Source organism: Chondromyces apiculatus DSM 436 (assembly GCF_000601485.1).
Taxonomy (GTDB): Bacteria; Myxococcota_A; Polyangia; order Polyangiales; family Polyangiaceae; genus Chondromyces; species Chondromyces apiculatus.
On record NZ_ASRX01000024.1, the window covers coordinates 56,824 to 71,892 of the forward strand.

13 protein-coding genes and 1 pseudogene are annotated in these 15,069 nt (G+C 70.3%); 10 read left to right on the forward strand and 4 right to left on the reverse strand.

The genetic code is table 11. The annotated features are described in order from the left end of the window. The first annotated feature begins 31 nt into the window (after positions 1–31). The 7 genes and pseudogenes from CAP_RS17065 (at position 32) to CAP_RS17095 (ending at position 5,780) form a co-directional block, all read left to right on the forward strand. Positions 32–283, forward strand: coding sequence for a MoaD/ThiS family protein (locus CAP_RS17065; RefSeq protein WP_044241873.1), 252 nt, complete (start codon positions 32–34; stop codon positions 281–283). Between the two features lie 11 nt (positions 284–294). Then, entirely contained in the window at positions 295–1,461 is a 1,167-nt protein-coding gene (gene moaA / locus CAP_RS17070) for a GTP 3',8-cyclase MoaA (protein ID WP_231511533.1), read from the forward strand. Between the two features lie 524 nt (positions 1,462–1,985). Continuing rightward, a pseudogene (locus tag CAP_RS53695) lies at positions 1,986–2,150 on the forward strand (contractile injection system protein, VgrG/Pvc8 family); the annotation flags it as partial. A gap of 49 nt (positions 2,151–2,199) precedes the next feature. Next, positions 2,200–2,577, forward strand: coding sequence for a hypothetical protein (locus CAP_RS52355; protein ID WP_052375419.1), 378 nt, complete (start codon positions 2,200–2,202; stop codon positions 2,575–2,577). 130 nt (positions 2,578–2,707) lie between these two features. Beyond that, the gene (locus tag CAP_RS17085) at positions 2,708–3,745 is read left to right on the forward strand and encodes an Rpn family recombination-promoting nuclease/putative transposase (protein ID WP_044241878.1); all 1,038 of its coding nucleotides are present in this window, start codon (positions 2,708–2,710) and stop codon (positions 3,743–3,745) included. Between the two features lie 420 nt (positions 3,746–4,165). After that, positions 4,166–5,068: a hypothetical protein gene (locus CAP_RS17090; RefSeq protein WP_044241879.1), complete on the forward strand. Its 903-nt coding sequence runs from the start codon at positions 4,166–4,168 to the stop codon at positions 5,066–5,068. A 436-nt stretch (positions 5,069–5,504) separates the two neighbouring features. Continuing rightward, positions 5,505–5,780, forward strand: a complete 276-nt coding sequence (locus tag CAP_RS17095) for a hypothetical protein (RefSeq protein ID WP_044241881.1) — start codon at positions 5,505–5,507, stop codon at positions 5,778–5,780. Between the two features lie 33 nt (positions 5,781–5,813). Here CAP_RS17095 and CAP_RS17100 read toward each other — a convergent pair whose 3' ends face one another. The 4 genes from CAP_RS17100 to CAP_RS17115 all read right to left on the reverse strand — a co-directional run bounded on the left by CAP_RS17100 (position 5,814) and on the right by CAP_RS17115 (position 9,743). Continuing rightward, positions 5,814–6,230: a hypothetical protein gene (locus CAP_RS17100; RefSeq protein WP_044241883.1), complete on the reverse strand. Its 417-nt coding sequence runs from the start codon at positions 6,228–6,230 to the stop codon at positions 5,814–5,816. A gap of 57 nt (positions 6,231–6,287) precedes the next feature. Next, positions 6,288–6,635 (reverse strand): PAAR-like domain-containing protein, encoded by a 348-nt coding sequence (locus CAP_RS17105; RefSeq protein ID WP_044241886.1) that lies wholly within the window; start codon positions 6,633–6,635, stop codon positions 6,288–6,290. After that, positions 6,632–7,738, reverse strand: coding sequence for a DUF2169 family type VI secretion system accessory protein (locus CAP_RS17110; RefSeq protein ID WP_044241889.1), 1,107 nt, complete (start codon positions 7,736–7,738; stop codon positions 6,632–6,634). Before CAP_RS17110 ends, CAP_RS17105 begins: the two co-directional genes overlap by 4 nt. A gap of 79 nt (positions 7,739–7,817) precedes the next feature. Then, on the reverse strand, positions 7,818–9,743 hold the full coding sequence (locus tag CAP_RS17115; protein ID WP_081864975.1) for a type VI secretion system Vgr family protein: 1,926 nt from the start codon (positions 9,741–9,743) through the stop codon (positions 7,818–7,820). Positions 9,744–9,844: 101 nt separating this feature from the next. Between CAP_RS17115 and CAP_RS44820 the strand changes: the two genes are divergently transcribed. The 3 genes from CAP_RS44820 to CAP_RS17130 all read left to right on the forward strand — a co-directional run bounded on the left by CAP_RS44820 (position 9,845) and on the right by CAP_RS17130 (position 15,058). Further along, positions 9,845–12,034: a DUF2169 family type VI secretion system accessory protein gene (locus tag CAP_RS44820; protein WP_081864976.1), complete on the forward strand. Its 2,190-nt coding sequence runs from the start codon at positions 9,845–9,847 to the stop codon at positions 12,032–12,034. Between the two features lie 77 nt (positions 12,035–12,111). Then, positions 12,112–12,669, forward strand: a complete 558-nt coding sequence (locus tag CAP_RS17125; RefSeq protein ID WP_197041215.1) for a hypothetical protein — start codon at positions 12,112–12,114, stop codon at positions 12,667–12,669. 115 nt (positions 12,670–12,784) lie between these two features. Next, the gene (locus CAP_RS17130; RefSeq protein ID WP_044241891.1) at positions 12,785–15,058 is read left to right on the forward strand and encodes a hybrid sensor histidine kinase/response regulator; all 2,274 of its coding nucleotides are present in this window, start codon (positions 12,785–12,787) and stop codon (positions 15,056–15,058) included. The last annotated feature ends 11 nt before the right edge of the window (positions 15,059–15,069 follow it).

Genomic DNA, 15,069 nt, shown 5'->3' on the forward strand with positions numbered 1-15,069 from the left:
GCGGGTGGCGGCCTTGTGCTAGCCTCAACCGATGCTTGCCGCTGTGCGCGTGCTCGCCTTTGCGGGCGTAAGAGACGTGCTTGGCGAGGGGGAACTGGAGTTCCCACTCCCTGGCCCCTGCACCGCCTCGGAGCTGCTCGCGCGCGTCTGTGACCGTTACCCTGGGCTCGTCCCTTACCGTGGAAGTCTTCGGGTAGCCGTGAACGGGACCTACGCCGACCCCGGCGATCCCGTCCAGGGAGGAGACGAGGTCGCGCTCATCCCCCCCGTCGCCGGAGGATAGGGAAGGACAGCATGCGCGTCGACCTCCAGAAGGCTGCGCCGCGCCGTTCCCTGCCGCTCCTTGAACGGACGACGGGATCGATGGCGCAACCGGCAGACCCGTTGCACGGCCCCACCTCCCTGGCGCCCGCTCTCACCCTGACACCGGCGGGACAGATTGCCCCACCCCCTCGCCGCACCTTGCCTCAGGTGCCGCTCATCCCTCGACCTGTCACCCCGCCCATCCCTCCGCGCAGCGTCCGCCTCTCGGTCACCGACCGCTGCGATTTCGCTTGCACCTACTGCCGCCCCTCCCGCCACGACGGCTACGCCGAGAGCCGCCTCGTCACCGACGCCTTCCGCACCATGCTCCGCGCCCTCCGCGAAGCCGGCGTCCGCCGCGTCCGCCTCACCGGCGGCGAGCCCCTCATCCACCCCGAGATCGTCGACCTCGTCGCCTTCATCGCCTCCCTCGGCTTCGACGACGTCGCCCTCACCACCAACGCCTCCCAGCTCTCCCGCCTCGCCGCCCCCCTCCGCGACGCCGGCCTCCAGCGCCTCAACATCTCCATCGACACCCTGGACCCGGAGCGCTTCCGCGCCATGACGCGGGGAGGAGACCTGGCCCAGGTGCTGCGCGGGATCGATGCGGCCCTGCGCGTGGGCTTCGCGCCCATCAAGCTGAACACGGTGGTGCTGCGGGGAGAGAACGACGACGAGATCGAGAAGCTGACCCTGTGGGCCTGGGAGCGGCGGATGGTGCCGCGCTTCCTGGAAGTGATGCCCATCGCTGAGGGCGCCAAACTTGCGAAGGACCACCTGGTCACCGCCGCCGAGATGCGCGAGCGGCTGGCTGGGCATCTGGTGGAGGAAGAAGCAGTGGTGGAGCCGGGGCTGGGGCCTGCGCGGTACGTGCGGGCGCGGCGCGATCCGGGGCTCAGGGTGGGGTTCATCAGCGGGACGAGCGACACGTACTGCGCGACGTGCGACCGGCTGAGGGTGTCGTCGACCGGCGTGCTGCGGCCGTGTCTGGCCACGGATGACGGCGTGGATGCCTCGCAGGAAGCGCGGGCAGGAGACCTGGCCGGGATCCTGGCGCGGCTGGACGAGGCATGGCGCCTGAAGCCGGACGGGACGATCTGGAAGGGCTGCACCGAGGACACCGCGGCGGGAGTGTCGATGCGGGCGATCGGGGGATGAGGGCGGCTCGGGAGCGGGGCGGGATGCGGTAGGGGAGGGCAGGGGAGAGGGCGGGGGAGGCCGGGAGGCGTGGGGGGGGAGCGTCGTCGCTGGTGCGGCGGGGTCCGTAGCGGCTGGGGCAAGGCGTGTAGCTGCTGCGGGGAGGCTCGTAGCAACTGCGGGGAGGCTCGTAGCAACTGCGGGGAGGCTCGTAGCAACTGCGGGGAAGGCGTGTGGCTCCTGCGGGGAGGCTCGTAGCAACTGCGGGGAGGCTTGTGGCTCCTGCGGGGAGGCTCGTGGGTCCTGGCGGGAAGCCATGTGGCTCTGGCGAGAGGGCATGTAGCTCCGACGGAACGGCATATAGATCCGACGGAACGGCGTTAGCTCCTGTGCGATGACCTACGATCCTCCCTACCTCGGACCCCGATTTCGTGGATCATCGCCTGATGGCCACATCCTCTCCGCGCGGCGCATTGAACCGGGTCGAGGCCACCATCGCCTCCGGGGACCGGCTGGATGTTCGCCAGTTCCATGTCTCGGAGCGCATGAGCCACCTCTTCGAGGTCACCCTCGTGGCCCTCTGCGACAACCCGGACCTCGACTTCGAGGCCATCGTCGGCCAGCCGATGACCTTCACCCTCAACCACGGCCTGGAGGGCCACGCCACCCGCACCTGGACGGGCCTCTGCGGCCACGCCGAGCAGGTCGAGTCCGGAGCGGCGGCCCGAGACCGGAGCGGACCTGTGGGCGTGGCTCTTCGTGCACACGCCGGACCTGACCGAGGTGCCGGCCGAGCTACCCCCGGGGCCGCACCGGGCGGCACTGGAGCTGGCAAACGAGGCGACGTTCTCGCCGCAGGAGCTGGACGCATACCGGAAGGTGATGGACGAGATCCAGCAGTTGCGCGAGTACGGAGAGGCCAAGCGCACCGAAGGGGAGGCGGCGGGGTTCGAGAAGGGCCAGGCGGCGGGCAAGGCCGAGGCGGTGCTCGCCGTCCTCGCCGCGCGCGGCATTGCGGTGGACGATAAGAGCCAGGCGCGCATTCTGGCGTGTACGGATGCCGGCACGCTCGACCAGTGGATCGGGCGCGCCACCACCGCGAGCGTGGTTGAGGCCGTCTTCGCAACGACCCTCTGATCAAGCCGCTGCTGCGAACCGAAATAGTCCTGCGCAGCTCTCCGTAATCACGCAGTACCGCCCTCAAAAACCCCGCTAAAGTAGCCCCTCCTTCGTTGCCCGGTGCGCTGTACCGGCGTAGAACCTCGGAGTGCTGGCTGTCTTCGCAGACCCCAAGACCGACTTCGTCTTCAAGCGGATCTTCGGCGCCGAGGCGCGCAAGCCGCTGCTGATCGCCCTGCTCAACCACCTCCTCGAACTCACGGGAGACCGTTGCATCCTCGACGTGCAGCACCTCTCGGGGGAGCAGCACATCGACGTCCCGGAGCTGAAGCTCTCCATCGTGGACGTGAAGTGCACCGACGCCACCGGACGGCGGTTCGTGGTGGAGATGCAGGTGCTCAACGTGGAGGGGTTCGAGAAGCGGGTCGTCTACAACGCAAGCAAGGCGTACGTCATGCAACTGCGCGGCGCGGAGGAGTACCACACGCTGTGCAACGTCGTCGGCGTGACGATCTGCGACTTCATGCTGTGGCCCGAGAAGGGCAGCGACGGCGCGTACAAGGTCCCTCTGCTGAGCCGCTGGCGCATGCAGGAGCAGCACACCGGAGAGGTGGGGTTGCCTCAGGTGCAGTACGCCTTCCTGGAGCTGCCCAAGTACGAGGCCGGGGCGGAGCCGCAGACGCTGGTGGAGAAGTGGGCGTACTTCTTCCGGGAAGCAAAGTACCTGAACGCGGTGCCTCCTGCGCTCGCGGAGGGTCCGTTCCGAGAGGCGCTGGAGGTGGCGCGGAGGGCGACGTTCGAGCCGGCGGCCTGGGAGGCCTACGAGCGCGCGAAGATGGCCGAGCAGGACGCCCGGGGAGCGCTGGTACTGGCGCGGCGGGAGGGCGTGGAGCTGGGACACCGGGCTGGCCACGCTGAGGGGAAGCGCGAGGGGATGCTTGAGGGGAAGCGCGAGGGGATGCTTGAGGGGAAGCGCGAGGGGATGCTTGAGGGGAAACTCGAAGGCGAGCGCGCGGGCAGGATCGACGCGAAGCGAGAGACGTTGCTCCGGCTCCTCGGACGCGCCGGGCTCTCCCTCACGGAGGAGGAGCGTGCCCGCGTTCAGGGGTGCTCGGACCCGGCGATCCTCGATCGCTGGCTGGAGAACGTCTTCGGAGCGCGCACTGTCGCCGAGGTGCTGTCCTGAGGTGAGCCCCTCGGCGCGACCGCTGCGCGCACTGAGTCCCACACTGTGAGAGGGCACCCTGCGCGCCTCTGCGTGAATCGCGGACCGGTTCTTGCGCCGTGGAACTGCCAAAACCCCGTTAGTTTCCTGTGCTGCGCGGTTCGGTTCTTGCGCTGCGGAATCAGCATCCGTTGCTTCAAAATCGTGCTGGTCACCCTTGCGCGAATGCAATTGCTGACGCAGCTTGGCGGCGCACCTTCGCGGCGTGTGCTGCGGGGGTGTTATCCATTCACGCACGGTGCCCGGGGAAGCGCGACGTCGCGCACCGCCGACCATTGGCGGGGACCAGGGATCTCTACATTCACGAGGGGAAGAGCTGGGTGCTGCCCGACGGGGCGCGCGCCGAGGCTTCTCCGGCACCCCATTGTCAGGGAGGAGATCATGAACGCTGAATTCAACAAGTTCCGTCGGGTTGCGTTGCGCTGTGCCGAGGTCGCGAACGAGCCGGGAGCGCCTGCGGTGCTCGTCACGGTGTATGCGGCGTCGGTGGCGGGGCCGCTCCAGGCTTACCTGGCGGCGGAGGCCGGGGTCGAGGCGGCGATGAACCGGCTCAACCGGGCGGAGTCGCAGATGAACGAGCGCATCGAGGGCATCGATCAGCAGTTTCGGGTGGTGCGCTCCGCGGTGACCGCGGTGCAGCCTGACCTGGAGGTGCCGGTGACGCTGAAGATGCAGCGCACGGACACGGACAAGCGGATGGCGATCGAACAGCTCGTCGCCGTGGTCACCACCTGTGCGGGTCAGCCCTGGGCCGATGGGCTTCTGCAAGGAGAGTTCGGGGACATGGCCGAGGTGGCCGTGGCACAGTTCACCGAGTGTGCCGAGGCGGCGAATGCACTGCAGAAGGCGCGCAATGACCGCCTGGCGGCCGCGGAGCCGGCGTGGGAGGCGTACATGCGGTTCAAACGGCTGGTGCGCGAGACGCTGAAATCGACCTCGCGGCAGTACCGCCGGCTGCACCTGCGCAGTGGCAAGCCCCTGGAGGACGACGAGGAGGAGCCGGGGAAGGTCGAGGACCCGAAGACGGCGACGGTGGACGTGAAGAATGCGGCGCCTGAGCGGACCGTGGGGGCGGTGCTCGCGGAGGCGGAGGAGGAAGTGGCGCCGGCGGAGGTGGCGGAGGAGGCGGAGGAGCAGGAAACGGCGGCGCAGGGGACGAAGGCTGTGCGGGGCCAGGAAAAGGTGGCGCCGGTGGAGGTCGCGGCGGTGACGCCAGGAAAGAGCGGCAAGGCGCCACGGCGACGTCGGCCAGGCGGTGAACGGCCGGCGAGTGCGCGGGCCTGACCTGGGCTGATTCGCGCGGCCAGGGGCGTTGCCCGCTCCGGGCAGTGAGGGGGGGCGGGCCCGAAGCGGCACGAGGCTCGGGGGGGGCTCGGGCCATCCGGAGGCGTTGCTCCTCAGGAACTTCAGTCGATATCTTCGCCGCGCGAACATCGCGGAGGATGGTCGCGGCGGACGAGGCCCGGGTGCGCAGCGCCTGTATCTGATGTGGCACCCCCAAGCATCCTCTGGTGGTAGCCCAGGCCGGCGGCGCCGGCAGGGCGAGGGGACGCGCATTCCCTCGCTGACGAGTCGATCCTCCTCAGCGCGTACGGACCTGGCAAGGTGCGGCGCCTCTCGATCTGCTGCCCTTCGTGCGCCTCGTCATCCCCGGCCATCCCCACATCACCTTCCAACGTCTTCGGGGCGCGGGCCGCTTCAGGCGTGTCTGGCGGCGGAGGTGAGGGTCGAGGAGGCGCTGAACCGGCTCAACAGAGCAGTGGTGCAGGTGGACGAGGGCATGGAGGCGATGGACTGGCACTTCCGGATCGGGCGCTCGGCGGTGGCCGCGGTGCAGCCTGACCTGGAGGTGCCGGCGACGCTGAAGATGCAGCGCACGGACACGGACAAGCGGATGGCGATCGAGCAGCTCGTCGCCGTGGTCACCACCTGTGCGGGGCGGGGGGGGGGCTATGCCACGACGCCCTGCTCGGACGTCAGAGTGACGTTCGCGTGAGGTCCCCGGCGGCGGCGTGGGCGGGTGAGCCGCTCACCAGTACCTCGTCGCCAGGGGGGTGCCGGGGGCGCCGGGGGTCGGCGAGAAATAGTTGAAGCCCATCTCGGCGGCTTTCTCCACGGAGTCTTCGGAGCCGCCGAGGAGCCGCACCAGCGCGCCGGGGGCGGTGGTGATGCCGCCGATCCAGAGCCCGATGGTGTTCATCTGCTTGCGTCGCTCCTCGCGCTGCCTGCGCTCCTCTGCAGGGCTCAGGCCCTGCGAGAGGTAGGTCTGGTTCGGGTTGGGCTCCCCGTAGGGATGCTGCAGGGTGCACATGCGGCCGTAGGTCCCGTTGGTGGTGTAGCTCGGTGGCTGGTAGGGCAGGGGCGTGAGGATGGGGCCCTTCAGCGCGTCGCGAACCGAGGCGCTGGTGTCGATCGGGGTGAAGTCACCGGGCGGCTTGGCGGCCATCGTGCACCTTCAGGGGGGGGAGAGAGGGTGGAAGTGAGCCTGCACGCGTCTCTTCGCTCAACCCGACTTGACGTTCATCAGGCAGAGATCGCGGTGCCTTGCGCAGAGCTGGCCCTCGACGCGGACCTTCGTCGCGCCCTCGAGGACGACGACGTCGCCGCTGCCCTGCGAGACGCCGGAGATCACGCCCGAGCCCGCGTTGCCGACCACGCCGGAGACGATGCTGGCCACGTGGAGCACCTTCTCCTTCCGGGCCCGGACCTTCTTCGCGTAGTTCGAGCGCTCGGGGGGAAGGATCTGGAAGATGTCGAAGGGGACGACCTGCCCGTTGACCTTGCAGAAGTCGGGGGTGATGTTGACGACCTTGAAGGCCGGCTCGGCGTCGGCGATGTGGCGCTCGCTCATGGTTCCTCCGTGGCGAAGACGAGGGCGGCGCGGATGTCCCTGGCCTGATCCAGCGTGAGGCGCCAGCACAGGTGGACGACCGCGCGGTCGAGGTCGATGTGAACGGTGTCGAGGGGCATGCGCACGAGCTGCACCTCACCCTGGCCGTCGAGCAAGCGGGCCTCGACGCGGCGGCAGGGCAGGCGGAAGTCGAGCGGCGCCTCGCCCGGGACCATGCCGGCGAGGGTGAACGCCTCGTCGCCGCGCAGGTGCTCCGGCGTGATCAGGCCCGGGTGCGCGCACTGGAAGAAGCGGGGATCGAAGTCCTCCGGGTAGTCCGCGGGCAGCCCGCGGGCGACGTCCTCGCGGGTGCGTCGCTCCCAGGCGTCGTCGTACGTTCCTGCGTGCTTGAGGCGCGAGCTCCAGGGGCGGGCGACGGGGCCGAAGCCGGCGAGGGGGATCTCACGGTTCGGGGCCGTCACGGGGTGGTCCGGGAGCTGCCACTGGGGAGCGCGCACCTCGCTGTCCGACGCGAGGGCGCGCTCGTCGACGAACCCCGTGCCGCTCGGGTTCGGGGGGTGGACCACCCACCGCGGGCCATCTGCGTCGGCGGGGGCGTCGGGCTCCAGGTAGGCGCCGCCATAGGCCAGCTCGTACCGGATGGGCACCTCGGCGGTCGGCTCTGGGTCCGTCAAGGTCCACTCGCCCCCGCGGCGACGCCACCACCGGCGGCCGGTCACCTGGGCGCGGTGATCGAGCACCGTCGCGCTGCTGCGCCGGATGGTGAGCGCTGCCTCCCAGAGCGCCAGCGGCTCGCCCGTGGCGGGGCGCAGGGTGCCGGTGACGAGGACATCGGTGCTGGGCTTGAGGAGCAGCGCCTCGCCCGCGTGCCGGAGGCTCGCGCGCTCGGGCGGGGCATCGTCCCAGGGCTCGTCGGCGAGCGCGACGGGGGCCTGCTCCTCGGCGAGCTCCAGCCTCCCTGGGGCGAGGGTGAAGGTCCCCTTGGCCACGACCGTATCGTAGAACCGCCGCCCGACCCCCATCTTGTCGCACTGGAACAGCGCGAGGGGCGTCCGGTTGTAGAGTTCCTCCAGGCGCGGCGCGGGGATGGGCGGAGACGTCATGTCCAGGCTCCGAGGGGCGGTGGATCACACCTGCGCTGCAGCATGGCCACGGCTGGCACGCGGGAGGGTCGCATCGAGGTCAGTTCAGATCGATGGGGTCGCCGGTCACCTGCACGTGGCCGGTGGCGGCGATGGTGATGTCGGAGCCGGTCAGCTTGATGACCCCGTTCTTGTCCATCTCCAGCTTGGACTTGCCGCAGATGATCTCGATCTTCTCGGCGACCTGGATCTTCTGGGAGCCGCCGATGTCCACGTTCTCGTTGGCGCCGACGGCGCGGGAGCGGTTCATGCCGACCATCTCGCGGGCGTTGTTCATGACCTGCTTCATCAGGTCGTTGCCGATGGTCTTGTCCTCGTTGTGGCCGATGGAAGTGGTGCGGTCGTTGCCGATGTTGCGCTGCTCGTCGTTCTTGACGAGCTTGTTGAGGTCCTTCTCGGCCTGCATGCGCAGCAGCTCGCGCCCGGCCTGGTCCTCGAACATGATCTCGTTGTAGCCGCCGGTGTTCTGGGTGGAGTTGCTCTTCCAGCCGCTCTGGGTCTTGTTGTCGGGGAGCTTGTAGGGGGTCTTCTCCAGGTTGGTGTAGACCCGTCCGGTGATGATGGGGCGGTCGGGGTCGCCGCCGAGGAAGTCGACGATGACTTCCTGGCCGATGCGGGGGAGGTTCGTGCCCCCGAAGCCGCTGCCGCCCCAGGGCTGGCTGACGTGGATCCAGCACGAGGAGTCGTCGTTCATCTGGCTCTCGCGGTCCCAGTGGAAGTGGACGCGGACGCGGCCGAACTCGTCGACGTGGATCTCCTCGCCGGCGGGGCCGACCACGGTGGCGCTCTCCACGCCGCGGGTGGTGGGCTTCGGGGTCTGCAGGGCGGGCCGGTACTGCGCGTCGGCGCTGACGGCGGTGGAGGTGTACCTCCAGAGGTCGGGGACCTCGCCCGAGAACCGGGATTCGAGGATGAGCAGGCGCTTGTCGGCGCCGAGCTCGCTCTTCGGGTGATCGAAGAACGAGACCACGGTGCCGGGGGCGAGGTCGATGGTGTTGGTCTCGAAGTCGATCTCGCGGGTGATGGCGCGCTTGGCGTCGAGCCGGCGCTGGGCGAGGGCCTCTCCCTCGGACTCCTCGGCGCGGTACTTCCCCTTGTCGTCGGCGTTCGGCGTGCTCTCGGAGCGGCTGCTCTCGAAGAGAAAGGCGCCAGGCACGTAGTGGAATCGTTCGAGCTGGTCCTCGATGGGGCCGTTCCCGGCGGCGGTGGCGACGAGGGGGTAGCTGGCGGGCCGGCGGTAATCGTGGTCGCGGACGGTGTACTTGCCGGGGCGCAGGCGGCGGCCGACGTTGACCTTGGTGACGTGCTCGATGTCGGCGTCGGTGGGGTGGTCACGGAAGGCGATGGGCTTGCGCAGGGTGTTGCCTTGCGGGCCGTCGTCGAGGACGAGGACGCTCTCGCCGCTGTTGTCGAAGTAGAAGCTGACCCCCGCGTCCTCGAGCATGCGCGAGATGAAGGTGAAGTCGCTCTCGCCGTACTGGACCCGGTACTTGCGCTTCCGGTAGACGCCGGTGAGCCGCAGGGTGGGGGTGATCTTCCACTCGCCGAGGATCTGGAGCACGATGTCGATCTCCGACTTGTGCTGGAACATGCGGTGGTTCCGGCGCTGGGTGAGCAGCCAGAGGCGGGGGACGAGGGTCAGCTCGTAGGTGGAGAGGCCTTGCTCCTCGGAGGCCACCTGCCGGAGATCGCTGCAGATGCCCGACCAGGCGCGCTGCTGCTGGGCATTCGCGGAGAAGCTCATGGTCTGGCCGATGACGGCCTCGAAATCGATGTCGGGGTTGTCCGACACGGCCCTGAGCTGGACCTCGAACAGCGAGGAGAGGCGCTCGGAGACCTGGAAGTGCCGGACGTCGAGCATGTCGCCCGAGGCGACCTTCATCTCCACGTGGAAGACTTTGTCCGCGGGGAGGTGCGGGGCCGGGTTGCTCGGGGACTGCTGAGGGGTCGAGGAGGCGTCTGCCATGGGAGCTCCCTGCGGGGCCGTCCTGCGCCAGCAGGGCGGGTGAGCCATGCTAGCGTCCGGGGGTCGAGCGCCACAATAGCCGCTGGAGGCACGGCGATGGCATGCCCGGGCGTTGTATGCTCGGCAGGGTGGAGGTCTTCTCGCTCTCGCCGCTCGCCGTGGGCTCCTTGCTGTGGCAGCCGCGCCCGGGGTCGTGGATGCTCACGGTGGCCTGCAAAGCGACGTTCGAGCTGTACCCCCTCGAATCCCGGCTCGCGGGCGTGCAGGAGCCTGTCCATCCCGTCGACCAGCACTGGAACGATGACCCGGGCCGCAGCGTCTATGCGCCCTGCGATCTCGTCCCGCACCGGGTGCGTGCAGATGTGCTGCTGATCGGGCACGCCCACGCGCCGGAGGGCATGCCTGCCCGCGCGATCGAGGCGCGGATCGTCGTCGGCGAGGTCGACAAGGTGATCAAGGTGCACGCGGATCGTACGTGGCGGCAGGACGGCATCCTGGAGGAGGGGCCACGGTTCACCAGGATGCCGCTCGTCTGGGAGCGCGCGGCGGGGGGGCCCGAGACCTCGAACCCGGTGGGGATCGAGCCCGGGCGGCGCGACATGTACGGCAAGCGCCGGCTGCCCAACCTGCAGCCCCCCGGCGCTTCCGTCGGGGTGCTGGACGGCATCCTGGAGCCGGTGGGCTTCGGCCCCATCGCGCCGAGGTGGCCGAGCCGGCTGCAGAAGCTCGGGCGCCGCGCGGGCGCGTGGGCGGTGAACGACTGGCACCGGCACCCGCTGCCAGCGGATTTCGACGCAACCTACTTCAACGCGGCGCCGCGTGATCAGCAGGTCGAGGCGCTGCGCGACGACGAGCGCATCGTCCTCGATCACCTCCACCCGGCGCACGCGCACCTGGTCACGAGCCTGCCTGGCATCCATCCGCGCGCGTACGTCGATCGGCCCGACGAGAGCCCGCAGGCGGTGCCGATGGTGCCGGACGTGCTGTGGATCGACACGGACCGGGGGATCTGCACGCTGACCTTCCGGGGCCAGGTGCCGCTCTACGAGCCCGAGGAGGCCGGGAGCGTGCTCGTGGCGCTGGAGGGGCGCCATGAGTCCGTCTCGTGGGAGGAGGTGCAGCGGCTGGCGCGCAGCGCCGGGATCAGGCTTCCCAGCGAGGCGGCTGCGGGGAGGGCCGTGGGAGGGGCCGTGGGAGGGGCCGTGGGAGGGGCCGTGGTGGAGAGCACTCCGGCGCCACCGAAGTCGAAGCCTGCGGACACGCTGACCGCAGGCCTGGTGCCCGCGAAGCCGGTGCTGCCGTTCCAGTCCGGACCGCCGACGTCGCGGTCGGGAACACCCATGTCGCTGGGAGCTGCCGTGCCGTCCAGCCCCGCCGTCTCACCCGGCCCCGCCGTCTCGCCCGGAGCCGCCGTGCCGCTCGGAGCCGCCGTCTCGCCCGGAGCCGCCGTGCCGTTCGGAGCCGCCGTGTCGTTCGGAGCCGCCGTGCCGCTCGGAGCCGCCGTGCCGCTCGGGGCGGCGCCGCTGGGAGCTGCAGCGCGGCTCGACGCTCCTGCGTGGCGCCCTCCGGGGGCCCCACAGCCCCCGGACATGGCCCTCCCTGTGACGCCTGCCCGGACGTCCGCCACGCTGCGCCCCGAGGGGTCCGCTGTGCCGCCTCCCACGGCGCCCTCCAGCGTGCCTCCTCCGGCCGTGCCTCCTCCCGCCGAGGCACCGGCGCCTCCCCCGCTGATCGGTCCCCTGGCGACGTGGGAGCAGTCCATGGCGGCCGCTGCCGTCCCGGTGACGCAAGCCACGCCCGCGAGCGCGCCCGAGGAGCCCCCGCCAGCGCCCTCGGCCTCCACCGAGGAGCCGGCGCCCCCGCCGGAGGAAGAGCGCTTTTCCACGGAGCGCTGCGGGGCGATCGCGGCGCGGCTCGCCCAGCGACCCTCGATGCGCGCGACGATCCTCGACGAGGAGGGCCTCACCTCGGAGCGGTGGGAGCTGGTCCACGACGAGCGGCTGAGCGAGATCCAGGACGAGATGCGGCGCGGGAAGAAGCAGCAGCTCGCGGCGTACGACGCGGCCTACGTGGCGGCGCTGGAGGCGACGCGGGGGCCCATCACCGCGCGCGAGTATGCGCGCCTGGTGATCGCTGCCGAGCGAGGCCACGTCGAGGCGGATCTCTCCGAGCTGGGCCTGCCGGAGGACGCGATGATGCGCATCCGCCGGGTGTGGCTGGCGAAGGTGGTGAAAGAACCGAAGGTGGCCGCGGAGGTGAGGGCGGCCTTGCAGACGGCCTCGGAGCGCTGAGCGCGGCGATGACGCGAGGCGATGGCGCAGGGCGGGCGCTGCCCGCATGGTGTAGCGTGCTGAGCCCGGAGGACGCGATGTCGAAGGAGAACCAGGGCAGCTTCTACACCCTCGAGCTTCATGTCAGCCCGGGCGGGGCGCGGCGGGGAGACTGCTTCGTGGTCAACGATCTCGCCGCGGTGAAGGAGATCCTCTCCCGCGACCTCGGGAGTGGCTCCGGCGTGTACCTGGTGGGCTGGTATGGCGAGTCCATCCTCCTCAGCGTGTACGTGCCAGGAGAGGCCAGGCGCACCATCGACCTCTTGCCGTTCATCCGCCTCGTCATCCCGGGCTATCCCGTCCTCACCTTCGAGGACGGTGAGTGCAGCTTCGACTTCGAGGAGGACGAGGCCGCGCACGAGGAGGAGGAGACGCTGAGCTACAAGCTGTTCGGCGACGCGATCCGCCCCTCCGAGGTGATCGTCGACTGGGAGGCGGCGAACGTTCCCCCGCTGCCCGCGCCCATCCTGCCGGCGGGGACCGAGGTGCGGGTGCACTCGAACTACCTGGGCCACGACAGGGAGGCCATCTACGGGCACAACGACTTCGAGGGGGGCGACGACCGCGGGGGGCGGTATCTGGACATGCTGGGGTAGGCGGGGCAACGGGGGCGCGATCCTCCTGCCGCCAGGGGTGACGAGCGCGCGAACCGGCTGAGGCAGGGACGAGGAATTGCCCGCTCCGGGAGGCCGGCTATGCTGGTCGCGATTCATGATCACTCCCCCGGCCCCGCCGAAGGTGGACCCAGAAACTCCAGTGCAGATCGTGGCGAAGGCGCCGGAGGGGGTGCGTGTCGGCCAGGAGCAGGGAGCGCTCGCGCGGGAGAACGAGGCGCTCGCGCGGGAGAACGAGACGCTCGCCCAGTCTGTCGCGCTGATGCGGGCGACGCTGGAGGCCACGACCGACGGGATCCTGGTGACGGACAGCGCCGGCAGGGTGGCGGAGTACAACCAGCGGTACGTGCGGATGTGGCAGATCCCGCGCGAGGTCATGGAGGGGCGGCGCCACCAGGATCTGCTGGAGGTCTGCAGCCGCCAGGTCGCGGACCCCGGGACGTTTCTGGCCGCCATCGAGGCCATCGAGGCGGCGTCCTCGCCGGAGACGTTCGATCGGGTGGAGCTCGTCGATGGCAGGGTGTTCGAGCGGTCGTCGACGGTGCAGCGCATCGACGCGCAGCACGCAGGGCGGGTGTGGAGCTTCCGGGACGTCACGGAGCGCAAGCTGGCGGAGGCGGCGCTGCGGGATGAGGCGCAGTTCCTGGAGCTGCTCAACCGGACCGGGAGCACCATCGCGTCGCAGCTCGATCTGCGGAGCCTGCTGCAGTCGATCACCGACGCCACCACGGAGATCTGCGGGGCGGAGTTCGGGGCGTTCTTCTACAACACGACCGACGAGAAAGGGGACGCCTACCTGCTCTACGTGCTCTCGGGGGCGCCCTGGGAAGCCTTCGCGAAGCTCGGGCACCCCCGCGCGACGCCGCTGTTTGCGCCGACCTTCCAGGGGGCGGGGCCGATCCGCTGCGCCGACGTGCGCGCCGATCCCCGCTACGGACACTGGGGTCCCCACCATGGAATGCCGCCGGGGCACCTGCCCGTGCGGAGCTACCTGGCGGTCTCGGTGGTGTCGCGCTCGGGGGAGGTGATCGGCGGCCTGTTCTTCGGGCACTCCCAGTGCGGCGTGTTCACGGAGCGGAGCGAGCGGGTGCTGGTGGGGGTGGCCGCGCAGGCCGCGGTGGCGATCGACAACGCGCGCCTCTACGACAGCGTGAAGCAGGCGGCGGAGGAGCGGGAGCACCTGCTCGACGCGGAGCGCGCCGCGCGCTCGGAGGCGGAGCGGGTGAGCCTGCTGAAGGACCAGTTCCTGGCCACCCTGTCGCACGAGCTGCGCACGCCGCTCAACGCGATCCTCGGCTGGTCGCACATCCTGCGGGCGCGGAGCCGGGAGCACGAGCAGTTCCGGGAGGGGCTCACCGTCATCGAGCGGAACAGCAAGATCCAGGTGCAGCTCATCGAGGATCTGCTCGACATGAGCCGGATCATCTCCGGCAAGATTCTGCTGGACGTGCAGCGGGTGGAGGTGGAGGAGGTGGTGCGGGCGGCGGTGGCGTCGGTCAGCCACTCCGCAGAGGCGAAGGACATCCGGCTGGAGATGACGCTGGATGCTGCGGCGGGGGCGGTGCGCGGAGATCCGAACCGGCTGCAGCAGTGCTTCTGGAACCTGCTCTCGAACGCCATCAAGTTCACGCCGAAGGGGGGGCACATCCTGGTGGGCCTCCAGCGGGTGAACAGCCACGTGGAGGTGTGCGTGGTCGACAGCGGGCAGGGGATCAAGCCGGAGTTCCTGCCGCACATGTTCGAGCGGTTCCGGCAGGCCGATGCGTCGACGACGCGGCGGCACGGGGGGCTCGGGCTGGGGCTGTCGATCGTGAAGCACCTGGTGGAGCTGCACGGGGGCGCCATTCACGCGGTGAGCGCCGGGGAGGGGCAGGGGGCGGCCTTCACCATCGAGCTGCCCATCGTGGCGGTGCACGAGGCCGCACCGGCCTCGCGGCGGGAGCACGCCGAGGCATACGTGGAGGGGAGCTCTCCGCTGGAGCATCCCTCCCTGGAAGGGATCACCGTGCTGGCCGTGGACGACGAGCCGGACGCGAGGACGCTGCTGAAGCGGGTGCTCGAAGAGTGCGGGGCGCGGGTGTTCATCGCGGCGTCGGCGTCCGAAGGGCTGGAGCTCTTGCGGCGCGAGCGGCCGGACATGATCGTGAGCGACATCGGGATGCCGGTCGTCGACGGGTACGAGTTCATCCGGCAGGTGCGCCTGCTCAAGCCCGAGCAGGGCGGGAGGACGCCTGCCGCGGCGCTCACGGCCTTCGCGAGGCCCGAGGACCGGACCCGCGCGCTGCGCGCCGGCTACCAGTCGCACGTCACCAAGCCCGTCGAGCCGACGGAGCTCACCGCGGTGGTCGCGAGCCTGGCCACGAGGCGCTGAGCGCGCGGGCA